The organism is Paraburkholderia sp. SEWSISQ10-3 4 (assembly GCF_030464785.1).
Lineage (GTDB): Bacteria > Pseudomonadota > Gammaproteobacteria > Burkholderiales > Burkholderiaceae > Paraburkholderia > Paraburkholderia aspalathi.
On sequence record NZ_JALPRI010000001.1, the window covers coordinates 517,519 to 536,239 of the forward strand.

17 protein-coding genes are annotated in these 18,721 nt (G+C 59.8%); 13 read left to right on the plus strand and 4 right to left on the minus strand.

What is annotated here, in order from left to right:
- Positions 1 to 30 precede the first annotated feature (30 nt).
- From M0D68_RS02330 to M0D68_RS02345, 4 genes are all read right to left on the minus strand, one after another.
- Complete coding sequence (locus M0D68_RS02330) at positions 31 to 384, minus strand: hypothetical protein (protein WP_143131731.1); 354 nt, start codon at positions 382 to 384, stop codon at positions 31 to 33.
- A gap of 33 nt (positions 385 to 417) precedes the next feature.
- A complete protein-coding gene (locus tag M0D68_RS02335) occupies positions 418 to 2,133 on the minus strand; it encodes a methyl-accepting chemotaxis protein (RefSeq protein WP_200651775.1) in 1,716 nt (571 codons plus the stop codon).
- 214 nt (positions 2,134 to 2,347) lie between these two features.
- On the minus strand, positions 2,348 to 3,514 hold the full coding sequence (locus M0D68_RS02340) for a helix-turn-helix transcriptional regulator (RefSeq protein WP_234487675.1): 1,167 nt from the start codon (positions 3,512 to 3,514) through the stop codon (positions 2,348 to 2,350).
- Positions 3,515 to 3,653: 139 nt separating this feature from the next.
- Positions 3,654 to 3,956 carry a flagellar transcriptional regulator FlhD gene (locus tag M0D68_RS02345; protein ID WP_200651776.1) on the minus strand — a complete coding sequence of 101 codons (303 nt, stop codon included), beginning with the start codon at positions 3,954 to 3,956 and terminating at the stop codon, positions 3,654 to 3,656.
- Positions 3,957 to 4,421: 465 nt separating this feature from the next.
- Between M0D68_RS02345 and M0D68_RS02350 the strand changes: the two genes are divergently transcribed.
- The 13 genes from M0D68_RS02350 (at position 4,422) to M0D68_RS02410 (ending at position 18,703) form a co-directional block, all read left to right on the plus strand.
- Positions 4,422 to 5,372: a nucleoside-specific channel-forming protein Tsx gene (locus tag M0D68_RS02350; protein WP_244869535.1), complete on the plus strand. Its 951-nt coding sequence runs from the start codon at positions 4,422 to 4,424 to the stop codon at positions 5,370 to 5,372.
- A gap of 57 nt (positions 5,373 to 5,429) precedes the next feature.
- Positions 5,430 to 6,476 carry a purine nucleoside permease gene (locus M0D68_RS02355; RefSeq protein ID WP_266223671.1) on the plus strand — a complete coding sequence of 349 codons (1,047 nt, stop codon included), beginning with the start codon at positions 5,430 to 5,432 and terminating at the stop codon, positions 6,474 to 6,476.
- A 108-nt stretch (positions 6,477 to 6,584) separates the two neighbouring features.
- Positions 6,585 to 7,859 (plus strand): NupC/NupG family nucleoside CNT transporter, encoded by a 1,275-nt coding sequence (locus tag M0D68_RS02360; protein WP_211708099.1) that lies wholly within the window; start codon positions 6,585 to 6,587, stop codon positions 7,857 to 7,859.
- A 16-nt stretch (positions 7,860 to 7,875) separates the two neighbouring features.
- Entirely contained in the window at positions 7,876 to 9,195 is a 1,320-nt protein-coding gene (deoA, locus tag M0D68_RS02365) for a thymidine phosphorylase (protein ID WP_266223672.1), read from the plus strand.
- Between the two features lie 196 nt (positions 9,196 to 9,391).
- The gene (locus M0D68_RS02370; RefSeq protein WP_266223673.1) at positions 9,392 to 10,270 is read left to right on the plus strand and encodes a DMT family transporter; all 879 of its coding nucleotides are present in this window, start codon (positions 9,392 to 9,394) and stop codon (positions 10,268 to 10,270) included.
- 81 nt (positions 10,271 to 10,351) lie between these two features.
- Positions 10,352 to 12,724, plus strand: a complete 2,373-nt coding sequence (locus M0D68_RS02375; RefSeq protein ID WP_200651779.1) for a bifunctional salicylyl-CoA 5-hydroxylase/oxidoreductase — start codon at positions 10,352 to 10,354, stop codon at positions 12,722 to 12,724.
- Positions 12,721 to 13,494 (plus strand): SDR family NAD(P)-dependent oxidoreductase, encoded by a 774-nt coding sequence (locus M0D68_RS02380; RefSeq protein ID WP_200651780.1) that lies wholly within the window; start codon positions 12,721 to 12,723, stop codon positions 13,492 to 13,494. Before M0D68_RS02375 ends, M0D68_RS02380 begins: the two co-directional genes overlap by 4 nt.
- Positions 13,491 to 14,048, plus strand: a complete 558-nt coding sequence (locus M0D68_RS02385) for a MarR family winged helix-turn-helix transcriptional regulator (protein ID WP_054033708.1) — start codon at positions 13,491 to 13,493, stop codon at positions 14,046 to 14,048. Before M0D68_RS02380 ends, M0D68_RS02385 begins: the two co-directional genes overlap by 4 nt.
- A 35-nt stretch (positions 14,049 to 14,083) precedes the next feature.
- On the plus strand, positions 14,084 to 14,935 hold the full coding sequence (locus tag M0D68_RS02390; protein ID WP_266223674.1) for an enoyl-CoA hydratase family protein: 852 nt from the start codon (positions 14,084 to 14,086) through the stop codon (positions 14,933 to 14,935).
- 1 nt (position 14,936) lies between these two features.
- On the plus strand, positions 14,937 to 16,145 hold the full coding sequence (locus M0D68_RS02395; protein WP_266223675.1) for an acyl-CoA dehydrogenase family protein: 1,209 nt from the start codon (positions 14,937 to 14,939) through the stop codon (positions 16,143 to 16,145).
- Positions 16,142 to 16,585, plus strand: coding sequence for a thioesterase family protein (locus M0D68_RS02400; RefSeq protein ID WP_093636898.1), 444 nt, complete (start codon positions 16,142 to 16,144; stop codon positions 16,583 to 16,585). Before M0D68_RS02395 ends, M0D68_RS02400 begins: the two co-directional genes overlap by 4 nt.
- Positions 16,582 to 16,977, plus strand: a complete 396-nt coding sequence (locus M0D68_RS02405; protein WP_266223676.1) for a RidA family protein — start codon at positions 16,582 to 16,584, stop codon at positions 16,975 to 16,977. Before M0D68_RS02400 ends, M0D68_RS02405 begins: the two co-directional genes overlap by 4 nt.
- Before the next feature lie 85 nt (positions 16,978 to 17,062).
- A complete protein-coding gene (locus tag M0D68_RS02410; RefSeq protein WP_200619036.1) occupies positions 17,063 to 18,703 on the plus strand; it encodes an AMP-binding protein in 1,641 nt (546 codons plus the stop codon).
- The last annotated feature ends 18 nt before the right edge of the window (positions 18,704 to 18,721 follow it).

Consider the following 18,721-nt stretch of genomic DNA (forward strand, 5'->3'; position numbering starts at 1 on the left):
AGGCGAAGGCGTGGTCCACGGCCTCTCCTTCTATCGGAGTGCATTCAGATACCGATTGACCTCGGTTAAGAGCGACGAGTGATATTTTTCCGGTAAGCACCGGTCGTCGCTGAGGCTCATCAAATCTTCAATCCTGCCGCGGAACGAGGCGGCAATGTCGGACCGCATGGCGTTGGGCAAGTGCGTCAGCAAGGAAACCAGCAATTCGCCGATGACTGCAAGGCGCGCATCATGCTGAACAACAGTAAGGCCATTTACTTTCGATAGCGCAGTGAGGGCGTTGAGTAACGCGTGGTCACTCTCCTTGCGGATTTGAACTGCCAGGGCAAGTGGCGATTGTTCTGCCGACGCGGCGTCGGCTTGTTGTGCATCGTCGCTCTGCATTTTGGAGTCGTTATACATAGGTTTGGGTTCTGGTCAGAAGGTTTGCCAGTCCGAGCCGGCCGTATCCACGGCGACCATTGCCGGTTTGTCGGCAATAGTGACGGGCGCAATCCTCGGCTTCGTGGGCTGTGCGCGACGCGTCGTTTGAGCATTCGACGCAGGCAGTCGAGGCCTGCTCTGCGGCAGAACCACTCGCGGCTCAATGTGAGCTGCGCCGCCGGCCACCTCAAACACCGAGACTGCATCCTTCAATCTGCTTGCCTGTTCCTCAAGTGATTTTGCGCCGGCCGCTGCCTGCTCGACGAGCGCCGCGTTCTGTTGTGTGACTTCGTCCATCTGGCCGACCGCCTGATTCACCTGTTCAATGCCACGGCTTTGCTCTTCGGACGCTGCAGCGATCTCGCCGACAATATCGGAAACCTGCTTGATCGCCTGCTTGACCTGTCCCATGGTCGAACTGACTTCCACGGCTTGCATGGAGCCGTCCTGAATCGTTGCCACCGAGGAGCCGATCAATTCCTTGATTTCTTTCGCAGCGGCGGCAGAGCGCTGAGCCAGACTGCGAACTTCACTGGCGACGACAGCGAAACCACGTCCCTGTTCACCCGCACGCGCAGCCTCCACCGCTGCATTCAGCGCCAGAATGTTGGTCTGGAACGCGATGCCTTCAATGACACCGGTAATCTCCGAGATCTTGCTCGAACTCGCACTGATTTTCTCGATCGTTCCTACCATGCCTTGTACGGTTTCATTACCAGCGTCAGCTATGTCGGTAGCGCGCGTTGCCAGCGCATTAGCCTGGCGGGCATTGTCGGCATTCTGTTTTACCGTCTCGGTCAACTGCGTCATGCTCGCTGCCGTTTCCTCCAGCGATGCGGCCTGTTGCCCGGTACGGGCCGCCAAATCGGTGTTACCGCTAGCGATTTCCCGCGACGCCACCGTGACCGATTCTGCGGATGTCTTGATCCCGTGAATCGTATCGCTCAGCTGCTGATCCATTTTCTTGAGGGACGAGAGAAGTTGCCCGAACTCGTCTTGCGATTGGTTCGGGATGTCGTTCCCGAGCTTCCCAGTTGCGATCCGCTCGGCAATGCTAACTGACGTGTTCAACGGTATCAGGATTGCACGCAGCAAATAGATCAAGGCGCCAACAGCGAAAAGCACGGCACAGGCGATCACGCCAAAAGAAATGTAGCGAGTAGTCACAATAGCAACTTGCTGTGCAGCGAAACGCGCCTGAGCCGTCGTGCGCAAATCCTGTTTCATTTTGGCAAGAATGCCGAAAACGTGGTTCGCGTTATCCTTGACTTCCAGCCTGTTCACTTCGGCACCGCCTTTCACATCCCCGGCCTCAATACGCTCCACCTGATGCTTCATCCCAGCCTGCATTTTCTGGTAGGCGTCCTGTAGCCCCTTGACCACCTCCAGTTTTTCTCCATCGCGATGGCTTGCCAGTTCGCTTATCACTTTGTCGACCTGGCTAAACCGCTCTGTATTTTCCTGCTTCCATCCGGCAATAGAGGCAGGGTCCCCAATCGCGATCATCCGGAGAATGTTGATGTCGCTCCGAGTGAGTAGTCCATCGATCTCGCTAACGGACGCCGCATCAGAAAAATCCGCCCTGTACATCGATTCCAATTCATTTCCAGCGGCACTGAGACGCATGAGAAAGAAGGTGCTCAAGGCGAGCGTGATAAGCACGAGGCTCGTGACAATGGCGATGAGCCGGTTTCGAATGCTTAAGTTCACTGATTGTTCCTATCCGTGGTACGCGTAGCGCGAGTTGATGGCATTCCCGGCGCCAGCGGGAGCACATTGATCTCCACCAGGGCTTGCCGAATACCGCAACAAGACCTTCCGCTTGCTGACGCGAGTTGTATAGGAAGTAACGGCAACGTATACGGGGTCTGAATAGCTAATCCTAGCCATGCGGGACGTGTTTTATCGCATCGGGGTAACCGCCTTAGGACGGAAACACAATGGATGACGTGTCCGGTAGATACGCTTTGTCGGCCCTGGTGTTGTGGCTCGCCTTGAGCACGGCAAGCCCGATGCCGGCGCGAGAATCGATCGCCAGTTTTTCAAGTATTCGGCCGACATGAATGCGCACAGTCCAGTAGCTGATCTTCAGGATGGCTGCTATCTGTTTGTCGGCCAAACCCTTGAGTAGCAAGGGGCAAATTTCGCCTTCACGAAGAGTGAGGTCAAAGTGTTGCTGAAACCAGGACCCCGAACCGACCGTACGCGCCAACAGATAAACCATGTACGCACGTCCCTTCTTGCGTTCATCGGCAGCGTACTCGACGCAAAGGTCAAAACCGTTCCATTGCGCAGTCGCAGATGGGTCATACGGTATCCGGGATATCAGACGGCACAACGCCTCCCGTTCAGCCGGTTGCAAACCAGCCAGAAGCTTATGAGCCTTTTGATTGGGTTTCGGTTTTTCTGATTCCTGAACCAGGAAGCTCGCGTAATTTTCTATGGCTGTATCCGTCTGGTTGTTGGTGCGCGCTACGTGGCGTAATTGGTATTCGTTGATCAGGTAAGGACGCAGCATATTGAGCAAAGCAACTTCGCGCTCTCCGAAGCGCTTTTTCTGATTGCTAGTCCAAAACCGATAGTTAAACTGAACGTGCCCGACTTCGTGCGGGTACAGGTCGACGCCGGAATACACCCGGTAACGTGAAAGAAAGTCACTGAAATATTCTGTGTTACGGAAAGTTCGTCGATCGATCAAACTGTCGCTTAGAACCGCGTCCTCGCGCCCAATTAGCAAGGGGGAAATTGGATCAAGAAACTGAAAGTGCTGTTCGTATTCCACAGCCATGTGAGCGTCGCGGCCCCAGTGAGTGGCCTGTTCGAATTGACCATTGTCGCGACTCCAAATGGCGTGTCCGATAAAGTCTGCGTGGAATAGAGACGCAAGTTTCTGAATTACGTCTGGGCGATCGATAAGATTCTCGGGCGAGGGCCTGCCGAGTAGTTCGACCAGCTCCAGCACGAGACGAAGATCTTCGGCAGTAAAGTGCATCGTATGCAGAACGAGTGATTGATAACTCACCGATGGGACCGTACCCATGTGGTCCCAGACAGGAGAACGATCGGCGCTCACCGGCTTGAGCCAAGCCATCCGGCTCAAGGACCAAGACGGCTTCATGTAACAAGCGCGATTGATGTTCAACACTCTGGGCCGCTGCGGCACTTTCCTCCACCAATGCGGCGTTTTGCTGTGCGGTGGGGCGCGAAGACCGGGGAGAAATGGTTTCGGCTTAAGCGCGTTGCCCGACCGGCTGGCACACCGGCGAACGCGCCATGACAGCAACCTCAACCTGACTGTGTGTCAGCGCGGACAGCACGGTGTGGTCATGAAAGCGGAACGAGCAAAGTATCTGCGAAGTAGAGGCGAGCCTCTCGATCTCTTCAGGCGAAAGCGCCATCAGAACATCGGCCACCTCCGGCAGCACACCGAGACTGCTCATGCCCGAAGCTTTGTCTTCCACGAGTAGGCGCCGGGTCAGGAGAAGATAGGAAAGATTTATCTCGTGTATCAGACGGTGCGCGTCGTGTTCCATTTCAACTCCCCCCGCAATACCGACCGGATCGTCCCTGCTGCGAAGGCCCCGCGCAGCGCACAGACGCAACAAACGTCACCGTATGTAGATGGTAGATCCGCGGCGGGTGCCGCGCAGTCAGGACTCGCGGAAACTTCGCTAGGTTGATACGGAAATTTCCGTAGGGAACTCCCTACATGCACTGCGCCGCCCTGGCGCGAATCCAAATCCTGACCGATCAGACAACTTTGGCATGGTTCCTGCATTTACTCGCGGCCTGCGTGGGTATTGGCGTTTAAAGCTGACTGACCGGTCAACATTGGGGCATCAGTGCACGCAGAACATGCGGTCTGCAGTTTAGCGGTGCTCCTGCCAAGGTTTGGAGAGATTCACACAGCAGTGGCTCATCGAAAATATTAACGACAGTAAGGATTCGATCCGATGACTAACATTAGGTATCCAAAAGAAATGGACGGAAAGAAATGGATGGCTCGCGCAAGGCGCTGTGGCGCGCTTGCGACCTGGATCGGTGTGGCGATGTCGGTCAGCCTGCTGGTCGCGCAAACGGCCTGGGCCGACGGTTCCACTGACTCGACGCTTGCGGAAAGCGGCGCCGTCGTGACTAATCCGACGCCGCAAACGGCGGCTTCTCCTTATGTGTCGAGCTGGTTTCACCAGAGTCTGGGCGTGATTGGCTCGAAAGACATTCGCTTCGGTCCGTACAAGACCAACGACGTGTACCTGGAGTACGAATACTTCGGCCGCAAGGGTCCGTTCGACCTGTACGGTTACGTGGATGCGCCGAAGGTCTTCGGCGTGGGCAGTACGCATGACTCCGGCGTGTGGGATAGAGGGTCGCCTGTCTTCAGCGAGCAGGAGCCGCGCGTATCGATCGACGACCTCGTTGGCAAGCACCTTGGCTTTGGCCCATTCAAGGAATGGTATCTGGCGTTCGACTGGATCTACGACCAGGGCTATAACATCGGTGGCCGCCAGAACACCCTGTACAGCGGCATCGGCACGGATATCGACACACACACCCCACTGATTCTGTCCGCTAATTTGTATGTGAAGCGCCAATGGGAAAACTACGGCGCGGCGAACGAGAACTCGTGGGACGGCTATCGCGCCCAGATGAAATACATCTATCCGCTTGGCACATTCCACGGTGGCAATCTGACCTACGTCGGCTTCTTCAACTATGACTTCGGCTCCCGGCTGCGCGAAAAGACGGGTGACGACACCCGGACCGATACGGCCTTCGTCGCAACAAACGTGCTGATCTACTCGTTTACGCATTGGCGCTTCTGGACCGCTGCCCGCTACTTCCACAACGGCGGTCAATGGGCTGGCGGAGACCTCAACTTTGGCGATGGTCCGTTTGCAAACCGTTCGACCGGTTGGGGCTATTACGCCAGCGTCGGTTACCAGTTCTGATCGCATAGACAACACAAACCAGATCAAACCTCACAAACGATCAGGGACACCGATTTCATGTTAAAGCAAAAATTTTGGCGAATGCTTGCGGGATTGGGACTCGCGGTTTCGCTGGTGACCAGCGCCCATTCCGCGGGTGACGCCACACAACGTCCGCGGCCTGTGAAGGTCCTCATCATCAGCATGTTCGGGCCGGAAGGCAAAGTGTGGCTGGACCACCTGGGTCCGATGGAACACGTCAAGGTACCGGGTCTGTCCGCGGACTATCCCGACGTCCAGTGCAACCACGACAGCGTGTGTGTCCTGACGACCGGCATGGGCCACACGAACGCGGCGGCCTCGATGTCCGCTCTGGTGTATTCGAGAAAATTTGATTTACGCAAGACTTACTTCCTCGTATCGGGCATCGCCGGCATCGACCCCGCGCAGGGAACGCTTGGCTCAGCCGCCTGGGCGCGCTATCTGGTGGATTTCGGCATCCAGTGGGAACTGGATGCGCGTGAGATGCCGGCGGGATGGAAGTCCGGCTATCTCGGCATCAACACAAAGAGCGAAAACGAAAAACCGCCGCTGGATTACCGCACCGAAGTGTTTCAACTGAACGAGGCGCTGCTGCAAAAGGCCTACGGTCTTTCGCGCGACGTGACGCTGACCGACAGCCCGCAGGCAGTCGCCTATCGCGCGAAATATCAGAGCGCGCCGGCCAATCAGCGTCCGACCGTCATTCAGTGCGACACCCTCGCGGGCGATACGTGGTTCTCGGGCAATGCCTTAGGGCAGCGCGCCCGCGACTGGACCCGGCTTCTGACCGACGGCAAGGGCGTGTACTGCACGACGCAGCAGGAAGACAACGCGACTTTCGAGGTCATCAAGCGTGCGCAGGCGGCGGGCCTCGCCGATACGCAGCGCGTAGCGGTGTTGCGTGCCGGTTCGGACTTCGATCGCCCGCCACAAGGTGTCTCGAACGTCGACAACCTGCTCGATTACCAGAATCAAGGTGGCTTTGTCCCGGCGCTCAACAACCTCTATCTGACCGGCTCGCCGCTCGTGGCTGCGATCGTCAAAGACTGGAAGCACTGGAAAGACCGCGTACCGGCCAATTAAACACACCGTGTTGATTCTCACGACCGGTGGAAAAGATGTCCGCCTCCGGTCGTGCCGTCCGCCTCAATCCGGGGCGTTCTCATTTCCCTAACTTCGAAGGGGAACTACGTGGATATCGTGCGCAGCCTTTGCGGCATGTTGATACTGCTGTTGATTGCCTATTTGCTATCGAACAACCGTGGCGCGGTACGGCCACGAACCCTTTTCGCCGCGCTTGCGACGCAGTTGGCAATCGGCGCGCTCGTGCTGTTCGTCCCGTTCGGACGTAGCGCGCTCGCGGTCGTTGCCTCCGCTGTCAACCGTGTGCTCGAAATGGGCAACCACGGTGTGTCGTTTATCTTCGGCGGGCTCGTCGACAGCAAGATGTTCGAGCTTTTCGGTGCGGGCGGTTTTGTGTTCGGCCTGCGTGTGCTGCCTATGATCATCTTCGTGACCGCGCTGATCGCGGTACTCTATTACGTCGGCATCATGAAGTGGATCGTCACCATCGTCGGTATGGCGCTGGAAAAATTGCTGGCAGTAAGCCGCATTGAAGCGTGCTCGGCAGTCGCAACCATCTTCCTCGGTCAAAGCGAAATGCCGGCCCTCGTGAAACCGTTCGTGCGGCAAATGACCAGCGCGGAGATCTTTGCCGTGATGTCAAGCGGGATGGCTTCGGTAGCAGGGTCCGTGCTTGCTGCCTATGCCGGCCTTGGCGTGAAAATGGAGTATCTGCTGGCTGCATCGTTCATGGCCGTGCCGGGCGGCCTGCTGTTCGGCAAGCTGCTGTATCCGACTGTTGAGCCAACCCAGATGAATATCGACGGGCTGGATTTCGACGAGAAGGGTTCAGCCAATGTCATCGAGGCGGCCGCCTCGGGCGCGATGATCGGACTGAAGATCGCCATCAACGTCGGTGCGATGCTGATTGCCTTCATCGGTCTCATTGCGCTCGTCAATACGGGCGTGGGTGGCATTGCCGCATTGTTCGGCTTTGCGAACGTCACGCTGCAGGGGCTGCTGGGCGGCCTGTTGGCACCGCTTGCCTGGATGATAGGCGTGCCGTGGCACGATGCGTCGCTAGCCGGCAACTTCATCGGCGAGAAGCTGATTCTCAACGAGTTCGTCGCCTATGGAGACCTGTCGCCATACCTGAAGGACACCGCGCAGGTCGCCGCGGCGGGACTGCAGGTTCTTGATCCCAAGACGATTGCGATCGTATCGTTTGCGTTGTGCGGTTTCGCGAATTTTTCGTCGATCGCGATTCTGGCCGGCGGATTCAGTGCTGTAGCGCCGGAGCGTCGCTCGGAAGTGGCGCGCCACGGTCTGCGCGCGCTGACGGCCAGCACGCTGTCGAATCTGATGAGCGCGGCGATTGCCGGTCTCTTCTTTTCCTTGCATTGATATTGAAGGAGTCGTCATGTTCCTGCCCCAGGAATTCATTCGCAAGAAACGTGACCGGCAGCCACTCGACCGGGACGAAATTGCAGCGTTCGTTCGCGGCGTGGTGGATGGCAGCGTCACCGAGGGGCAGGTATCAGCATTCGCGATGGCAGTCTATTTCAACGACCTGAGCGTCGACGAACGCGTCGCGCTCACGCTTGCGCAACGCGACTCGGGGCAGGTGCTCGACTGGCATGCGTTGAACCTGAATGGACCGATCGTCGACAAACACTCGACCGGTGGCGTCGGCGATCTGACCTCGTTGTTGATCGGTCCGATGGTTGCCGCTTGCGGGGCTTATGTGCCGATGATTTCCGGACGCGGGCTCGGACATACGGGCGGCACGCTCGACAAGCTGAATTCGATCCCGGGCTACAACGTGACGCCCGATACGAACGAATTTCAGCGCGCAGTACGCGACGTCGGCGTGGCGATCATCGGCCAGACTGCGCAGCTCGTGCCCGCCGACAGGCGCATCTATGCGATCCGGGGCAACACCGCGACGATCGAATCCGTCGCGATGATCACTGCGTCGATCCTGTCGAAGAAGCTTGCAGCAGGGCTTGAAGGTCTGGTGATGGACGTTAAGGTGGGCTCGGGCGCGTTTATGCCGACTCCGGAAAAATCGCTCGAACTCGCGAGGAGCATCGTCAACGTCGGCAACGGCGCAGGCATGAAGACCACGGCGCTGCTGACCGACATGAACCAGTCGCTCGCGCCGTGCGCGGGCAATGCGCTGGAAGTGGCGTGCGCAATCGATTATTTGACGGGCAAGTCGCGTCCAGATCGTCTGCACGAGGTCACGATAGCGCTCGCCGCGCAGATGCTGATCAACAGCGGCATTGCTACCGACCACGCGCAGGCGCGAGTCAAGTTGCAGGCGGTGCTCGACTCCGGTGCGGCCGCGGAGCGCTTCGCGAAAATGGTGGCGGCGCTGGGTGGCCCCATCGACTTGATAGACGCGCCTGTCCGTTATCTGGCCAAAGCGCAGATCACGATTCCGGTTCCTGCACCGGGGGAGGGAAAGGTAGAGCGGATCGACTGCCGCGCGCTCGGCGTCGCCGTCGTGGAACTGGGTGGAGGCAGGGTGCGGGCGGAAGACTCGATCGACTACGCTGTCGGCCTATCGGAACTCGTACCGCTTGGACAACGCGTGGACGTCGGGCAGCCACTTGGCTTCGTGCACGCACGCAGCGCCCGGGAAGCGGCGCATGCGGTGGCGGAGGTGCAGCGCGCATACACGCTTTCCGCGGCAGGCGAAACGCTACCGCCAACCATCTATCGAATCGTTCAGTAGAGCCGACCGGGGAGTCAAGCACCGTGCGTGCCGTAGTTCTGGTTCCCGACACGGATGCGTAATCGGAAACGCACACGCGATGCGGCCGCCGAATCACGACCAATACGTCCTACGGCGATGCCGCTTTTGTTCTATCCGCAGATTTTCGGCCTTGATGTACTGACGATCAATCTCATTGGTTGGCGAGGCATGCACTATGAGGCTTACCAAGGCTGCCTTCGTCCTTCTTGGCTTCATCTGGGGATCGAACTTTATCTACATGAAGTGGGCGGTGACCCTGATCAGCCCAATGCAGATCGCGTTTTTACGGGTACTTTGCGGCTTCCTGCCGCTGGCACTCGCCGCCTGGCATCAGGGAGTGATCAACCGTAGCCAGGTGCGTCATCTGCCTCACTTCTTCGTCATGGCCTCTGTGGCGACAGCTTTCTACTATGTTGCCATCGTAAAAGGCACTGCGCTGCTTCCTTCGGGCACCGCAGGCGTTTTGGGCGGCTCCATTGCCATATTCACTGCTATCTCCTCACTATTGCTCCTGCGAACCGAGAAGGTGAACGGGTTGATGGTGGCAGGCGTGGTTCTGGGATTTGCCGGCATCGTTCTGATTGCTCGGCCTTGGGAAGGTGCAGACAACCCCATCGATCTTGCCGGCGTTTTCTGGATGTTGGCAGGTGCGATCACCCTCGGGCTGTCGTATGTTTACGTCCGCCGTTTTCTGTCGCCATTCAACCTCCCGCCCCTGGCGCTGGTCACGTGGCAGATGGGGCTGGCCCTGCTCATACTGACCTTGCTCACAGACTTCACCGGGATGCGGCACATACTGCAGGATTGGCGGGCGGCCACCGGTGTCGTGGTCGGACTTGGTGTCCTGGGAACCGGCATTGCCTTTCTGATCTACTACTTCCTGCTGCAAGAGCTCGGCGCAGTTGCCGCTTCGGGCTCAACCTACATTACACCTACCGTTGCGCTTCTGATTGGTTGGGTCGCCGGGGAAAGGGTTGGCGCATTGGAAGTGGCCGCCATCGCCCTGATTCTTGCCAGTATCGCGATGTTGCAGATTGGACGGCAACGGGCATAGACGCTCTCCGACAATTTACTTGACATCTAAACTATCGACGCCTAAATTACCCTCCAGAGCAGGTTCACATGGAGAGTCAACATGCGCATCGTATGTATCGGCGGCGGCCCGGCCGGCTTGTACTTCGGCCTGTTAATGAAGGGCCGGAACCCGGCATATGACGTCACGGTGGTGGAGCGCAACCGGCCCTATGACACCTTCGGCTGGGGCGTGGTGTTCTCCGACCAGACGCTCGGCAACCTGCGCACCGCCGACGCCCCCAGCGCAGATGCGATCCTCGACGCCTTCAACCACTGGGACGACATCGAGATCAATTTCCGCGGCAGGCAGGTTCGCTCGTCGGGCCATGGCTTCTGCGGCATCGGCCGCAAACGTCTGCTGAATATCCTGCAGGCGCGCTGCGAAGAACTGGGCGTCAAACTGGTTTTCGAAACCCAGGTTACGGACGACACCACCTACGAAGCCGACCTGATCATCGCCTGTGACGGCGCCAACAGCGCCATCCGTCAGAAGTACACCGCCACCTACAAGCCCGCGATCGACATGCGCGATTGCCGCTTCGTCTGGCTCGGCACCAAAAAACTCTTCGACGCCTTCACGTTTGCTTTCGAAGAAACTGAGTTCGGCTGGTTCCAGGCGCATGCCTACCGCTTCGACGATCAGACCTCGACGTTTATTGTGGAAACGCCGGAGCGCGTGTGGCGCGCCGCCGGTCTCGACGAAATGAGCAAGGAAGACAGCATCGCGTTCTGCGAGAAGCTGTTCACCAAGTATCTGGACGGCAACCCGTTGCTGTCGAACGCCGCGCATTTGCGTGGGTCGTCGCAGTGGATTCGTTTCCCGCGCGTCGTCAATGAGGAATGGGTGCATTGGCGCGGCAACGCCGACGGCTCGCAAACGCCGATCGTGCTGATGGGCGACGCGGCGCACACCGCACATTTCTCGATCGGCTCGGGCACCAAGCTCGCGCTCGAAGATTCGATCGAACTCGCCAACAGCATCGGCGCGCATCCGGGTGATTTGCCCGCTGCGTTGCAGCACTACACGGATGTCCGCAGTATCGACGTATTGCGTATCCAGAACGCCGCGCGCAATTCGACGGAGTGGTTCGAGCATGTCGATCGCTATACTTCGTTCGAGCCGGAACAGTTTGCGTATTCGCTGCTCACACGCTCGCAGCGCATCTCGCATGAGAACTTGCGGGAGCGTGACGCAACCTATCTCTCGACGTTCGAAGACTGGCTCGCACACCGCTCAGGCATTGACCGCGCGCCTGAGAAGCACTCCGTTCCGCCGATGTTCACGCCCTTCACGTTGCGTGGCGTCACGCTGAAAAACCGCGTAGTCGTCTCGCCGATGGCGCAATACTCAGCCGTCGACGGCATCGCCGGTGACTATCACCTGATGCATCTTGGTGCCCGCGCCATGGGCGGCGCCGGGCTGGTCATGACGGAAATGACTTGCGTGTCGCCCGAAGCGCGGATCACGCCCGCTTGTCCCGGCATGTACGCGCCCGAGCATCTCACGGCGTGGAAGCGCATCGTGGATCTCGTGCACGCTCAGTCGGACGCCAAGATCGGCATTCAGCTGGGGCACTCCGGCGCAAAAGGTTCGACGCGCGTTGCGTGGGAAGGCATCGACCAGCCGCTTGACGAAGGCAACTGGCCGCTGGTGTCCGCTTCACCGCAGCAATATTTAAGCGGCGTCAGTCAGACCTCGCATGAAGCCACACGAGACGAACTTAAAGAAATCGAAGCGCAGTTCGTACGCGCCACGCAAATGTCCGCCGAGGCAGGCTTCGATTGGCTCGAACTGCACTGCGCACACGGCTATTTCCTCTCGAGCTTCCTGTCGCCGCTGACCAACCAGCGCACGGACGAATATGGCGGTTCGCTCGAAAATCGTCTGCGCTACCCGTTGCAGGTCTTCAAGGCGATCCGCGCCGTCTGGCCGCAAGACAAACCGATTTCCGTGCGTATTTCCGCTAACGATTGGGTCGAAGGCGGCACCACGCCCGACGACGCCGTGGAAATCGCCCGCGCCTTCAAGGCGGCAGGCGCCGACATGATCGACGTCTCGTCGGGCCAGGTCAGCAAGCAGGAAAAGCCCGTGTTTGGCCGCATGTTCCAGACGCCATTCGCTGACCGCGTGCGCAACGAAGCCGGCATCGCAACCATCGCCGTTGGCGCGATCTCGGAAGCGGACCACGTGAACAGCATCATCGCGGCGGGCCGCGCCGATCTCTGTGCGATCGCGCGGCCGCATCTGGCCAATCCGTCGTGGACGTTGAATGAAGCCGCAAAAATCGGCTATCTGGACGTGACGTGGCCGAAACCGTACACGGCAGCCAAGTCGCAACTCGAGCGCAATCTCGAACGTGAACGTGCACAGGCCGCCGCAAACGCAGGCTTGTCGCCGCAAGAGCGCGCGCAACGCGCTGAAGGAACCACGTGAATACGCCCAACACGACCCTCGCAGGACAGCACGCTGTCGTCACAGGCGGCGGCAGCGGCATCGGCGCAGCCGTGGCCGAAGCGCTGCTGCGTGCCGGTGCGCGCGTCACCTTGATGGGACGCAACGCGCAACGTCTCGATGCGCAGCGGGAAAGTTTCAACGGACTCGGCGACGTCGCCTGCATCAGCGTCGACGTCACAAGCGAAGAATCGGTCGAGAAGGCATTCGCACAAGCCGGCGCAATCGATATCCTCGTCAACAACGCCGGCCAGGCGCAAGCTGCGCCCTTCACTCACACCGACATGGCGCTCTGGCAGCGCATGCTCGACGTGAACCTCACCGGCGTCTTCCTCGGCACGCGCGCCGTGTTGCCCGGCATGCTCGAGCGCGGCCACGGCCGCATCGTCAATGTCGCGAGCACGGCGGGGCAAATCGGCTACGCCTATGTCGCCGCTTACTGCGCCGCGAAACATGGCGTGATCGGCCTGACACGTTCGCTCGCACTGGAAGTCGCAACGAAAGGCGTCACCGTCAACGCCGTATGCCCCGGCTACACCGAAACCGAACTGCTGCACGCATCGCTCGAACAGATCACCAGCAAGACCTCCCGCACCGAACAGCAGGCGCGCGAAACCTTGCTGCGCACGAATCCGCAGCGTCGCTTCGTAAGCCCGGAACAGGTCGCTAACGCCGTGCTATGGCTCTGCCAACCCGGCTCGGATGCGATCACGGGGCAATCCATTTCCATCTCCGGTGGAGAAGTAATGTGACCAAGTTATCGAACCTTAAAAAGACTACGACGGCTGACGCAAAGCCGCCGCGCAAAGGCGTCGCCAAACCAGCGGAGAACGTCGTGGATCTGGAAATGAGTACCGGCGCCGATAGCCACATGGGCCTGCGTTTGTGGCTGCGCATGTTGACCACGACCAATCTCGTGCAGGCCGAACTGCGCAAGCGCCTGCGCAATGAATTCGACACCACGTTGCCGCGTTTCGACTTGATGGCGCAACTCGAACGTCATCCGGAAGGCCTGAAGATGACTGAGCTGTCGCGCCGTTTGATGGTGACGGGCGGCAACGTGACCGGCATTACCGATCAGCTCGAGAAAGAAGGTCTGGTTTCGCGCGGCACCGATCCCAACGATCGTCGCTCGATCAGCGTGTGCCTCACGCCCGCGGGCCGCAAGGCGTTCGACAAGATGGCCATTGCGCATGAGCAATGGGTGGTCGAACTGTTCGGCGGCTTGAGCCTCGACGAAAAATCGCGCACCCATCAGCGCCTCGGCAAACTCAAACAACATCTGCTCGACAGTCTGAAAGACTGATTTGCACGGAACCCAGCCTTGCACCGGAGACACTCATGACACGATCCAACGCCGACGCCCTACTGGCCGGCAACCGCCTGACGCTCGCCGGTTACGAGGCGCGGCACTTTGGCTGGTCGGTCGCCCACAAGGTCGCGACGATCACGCTGAACCGGCCCGAACGTAAAAACCCACTGACGTTCGAATCGTATGCGGAGTTGCGTGATCTGTTCCGGCAACTCACGTACGCGACCGACGTGAAGGCAATCGTGATTCACGGCGCAGGCGAGAACTTCTGCTCCGGCGGCGACGTGCACGACATCATCGCCCCGCTAATCGATCTGCCGATGCCGGAACTGCTGCTGTTCACGCGCATGACCGGCGATCTGGTCAAAGCGATGCGCCACTGCCCGCAACCCATCATCGCCGCGGTCGACGGCGTCTGCGCCGGCGCCGGTGCGATCCTGGCGATGTCGTCCGACATGCGGCTCGGCACCGCGCGCAGCAAGCTCGCGTTTCTGTTCTCTCGCGTCGGCCTCGCCGGTTGCGATATGGGCGCTTGCGCGATCCTGCCGCGCATCATCGGCCAAGGCCGCGCCGCCGAATTGCTGTTCACCGGCCGCTCAGCGAGTGGCGAGGAAGGCCACGCATGGGGCTTCTATAACCGCCTGTGCGAACCGGCCGCGCTCGTAGCAGACGCACAGAAGCTCGCCGCCGATCTCGTCGCCGGTCCGACCTTCGCGCACGGCATCACGAAGAAGATGCTGCACCAGGAATGGAGCATGAGCATCGACGAAGCTATCGAATCAGAAGCGCAAGCACAGGCGATCTGCATGAGCACACGCGATTTCGAACGTGCGTATAGCGCGTTTGCCGCGAAGTCGCGTCCTGTCTTCGAGGGAGATTGAATTGAGCACCAACAGCGATCTGGATCTGCACAGCGCACTGGCCTGGCCGTTTTTCGAACCGCGCCATCGCGAACTGGCCGCGGGTATCGAAGCATGGTGCCGCGCGAATCTCTCGCACGTGGAGCATGACGACATCGATGCAACCTGCCGCCGTCTGGTCCGCGAACTCGGTTCGGCGGGCTGGCTGAAATACGGTGTCGGCGGCGTTGCCTATGGCGGGAACGGCGAAACGATCGACACACGCGCCGTGTGCCTGCTGCGCGAGACGCTCGCCAAGCATTCCGGTCTCGCTGATTTCGCTTTGGCAATGCAAGGACTCGGTTCCGGCGCGATCTCGCTCGGCGGCACGCATGAGCAAAAGACGCGGTACTTGCCGCGTGTGGCGAACGGTACCGCTATCGCCGCGTTCGCGTTGTCGGAGCCGGAAGCAGGATCGGACGTGGCTGCGATGTCCCTCTCAGCGCGCGAAGACGGCGACTTCTACGTACTCGACGGCGACAAGACGTGGATCTCCAACGGCGGCATCGCCGACTTCTACGTGGTGTTCGCCCGAACCGGCGAAGCGCCAGGTGCACGCGGCATCACCGCCTTCATCGTCGATGCCGACACGCCGGGTCTGGAAATCGCCGAACGCATCGATGTGATCGCGCCGCATCCGCTGGCTCGCCTGCACTTTGCCGGCGCACGCGTGCCGCGCAGCCAGATGCTCGGCGCACCCGGCGAAGGTTTCAAACTCGCGATGCGTACGCTGGATATTTTCCGCACATCGGTGGCGGCAGCGTCGTTGGGCTTCGCACGGCATGCAATGGCCGAAGGTCTTTCACGCGCATCGTCGCGCAAGATGTTCGGACAGACGCTCGGCGATTTTCAGTTGACGCAAGCCAAGCTCGCACAGATGGCATTGACGATCGACAGCAGTGCATTGCTGGTCTATCGCGCAGCCTGGTTGCGCGATCAGGGTGAACAGGTCACGCGTGAAGCCGCGATGGCCAAGTGGCACGCAAGCGAAGGCGCGCAACAGGTGATCGACGCCGCCGTGCAACTCTATGGCGGTATGGGCGTGCAAAGCGGCACCGCCGTCGAGATGCTGTACCGCGAAATTCGTGCGTTGCGGATCTATGAAGGCGCGACTGAAGTGCAACAGCTGATTGTCGGCCGCGACCTTCTGAAGGCGCACGCAGCGGACGCCATCAAGGACGCAGCGAAATGAACGCGACCTTCGAACGACCTGTCCGCATCCGCTTCCAGCACTGCGATCCGGCCGGCATCGTGTTCTTTCCGCAATATCTGGTGATGACCAACGCGCTGGTCGAAGACTGGTTCAACGAAGGCATGCAAATCGACTATGCGCAGATGATCGCGCAACGCCGGGTCGGCTTGCCGATCGTCAAACTCGATTGCGAGTTTTCGCGGCCGAGCCAGATGGGCGAAACGATCATGCTGTCACTCAGCGTCACGAAGGTCGGGCGCCGCTCGATCAGCATCGAGATCGTCGGCCGGCACGGCGGCGAAATCCGCTTCAGCGCGAAACAGGTGCTCGTGACCACATCGCTCGAAAGCGGCACATCCATCGACATTCCCGCAGACATCGCGAGCGCGCTCGCGGCGTTTGTCCCACAGCCTGAATCCATCGAGGCGCATCGCTCATGAAAAAAGCTCTCCTTCCCGCCGGTTGGATCAAGCCGCGCGGCTACGCGAACGGCGTTGCAGCAACCGGCACGCAGGTGTTCATCGCCGGCCAGATCGGCTGGGACGAACAGGCACGTTTTCAGACCACCGACTTCGCACAGCAGGCGATTCAGGCGCTCAAGAACATTCTTGCCGTCCTGCACGAAGCGGGCGGCAAGCCCGAGCATCTGGTCCGCCTGACGTGGTACGTCACGGACAAACGCGAATATCTCGCCTCGCTGAAAGATATCGGCCGTGCGTTTCGAGAGCTGATCGGCGACTACGACATCGCGATGAGCGCGATCCAGGTCGTCGCGTTGATCGAAGACGAAGCGAAAGTCGAGATCGAAGCCACGGCCGTGGTTCCCCAGTAAGCGCACGAAATACGAAGCACGAAGCAACATAACCCACCAAGCCAACCGAAGCGCATTCAGCCGGCTCAACGCCCGGGAGACCATGATGGAACCGTCAGCACACGTCGATACCTTCGCGCGCGACAATCTTCCGCCGCAGGATCAATGGCCTGTCTTTCTGCTCGACAACCCGGACGTGGCTTACCCGGCGCGCTTCAATTGCGCGACGGAATTGCTCGACAGAACGATCGAAGCGGGACATCGCGACCGTCCGGCGATCTGGTCGGACGTGGATGGGAAACCGCGGGCGACCACGTACGGCGAGTTGCTGGCCTTGGTGAATCGCAGCGCGCATGTGCTGGTCGGCGAAATGGGTTTGCAGCCGGGCAACCGCGTGCTGCTGCGTGGACCGAACAGCCTGCACATGGCGGTGACGGCGCTCGCGGCGCTGAAGGCCGGCCTGGTCGTAGTGCCAACCATGCCGCTGCTGCGCGCGAAAGAACTCAAGCAGATCATCGAGAAGGCGCAAGTCAGCGCCGCGCTATGTGACTCGCGCCTGACTGCTGAACTCGCGCGCTGCAACGATCTCAAGGACGAGTTCTACTGCGCGGGTTTGAAACAAACGCGTCTGTTTCATGATGATTCCGCCGATTCGCTCGACAGCCTCGCGATCAACAAACCGGACCACTTCACCGCTTGCGACACCGCAGCTGACGACGTCTGCCTGATCGCCTTCACCAGTGGCACGACGGGCGCGCCGAAGGGTTGCATGCACTTTCATCGTGACGTCCTCGCGATGTGCGATCTGTTTCCGCGTCATGTTCTGAAACCTTCATCGAGCGATGTGTTTTGCGGCACACCGCCGCTCGCCTTCACATTCGGCCTCGGTGGTTTGCTGTGCTTTCCGCTGCGAGTGGGTGCGTCGACGGTATTGATCGAGAAGCTCACGCCCGAGACCTTGCTGCAAACCGTCGAGCGTTTTCACGCGACGATCATGTTCACCGCGCCGACGTTCTATCGGCAGATGGCTCCGCTCGTTGCGCATCACGACATTTCAAGCTTGAAGAAAACGGTCTCGGCGGGAGAAGCGTTGCCGGATTCGACGCGCCGCCTATGGCACGACGCGAGCGGCATCGAGATGATCGACGGCATCGGCGGTACAGAATTGATCCATATTTTCATCTCGGCGCAAGGCGATGCGATCCGCCCGCATGCCATCGGCCGCGCGGTGCCGGGTTACGTCGTACAGGCCGTGGACGATGCCATGCAACCGGTGCCGGCAGGCACAATCGGCAAACTCGCGGTGCGCGGGCCGACGGGCTGCCGCTATCTCGCCGACGAACGGCAAGCGAAATTCGTTCGCGACGGCTGGAACCTTCCCGGTGACTCGGTCTATCTCGACGAAGACGGCTACGTGTTCTATCAGGCCCGCGCCGACGACATGATCGTCTCCGCCGGCTACAACATCTCCGGCCCGGAAGTGGAAAGCGTGTTGATGCAACACGACGCGGTGGCCGAATGCGGCGTGATCGGCGTGCCCGACGAGACGCGCGGACAGATCGTCAAGGCCTTCGTGGTGCTGAACCCAGGTTATGCGCCTGACGACAAAATGGTCGCGCAACTGCAGGATTTCGTGAAAAATAGCGTGGCGCCGTATAAATACCCGCGCGTTATCGCGTTCATCGAGGCACTGCCGCGCACCGAAACCGGCAAGATCAAACGCTTCGAATTGCGCACGCTCGGGTAGCCCACTATGTAGTCCCTC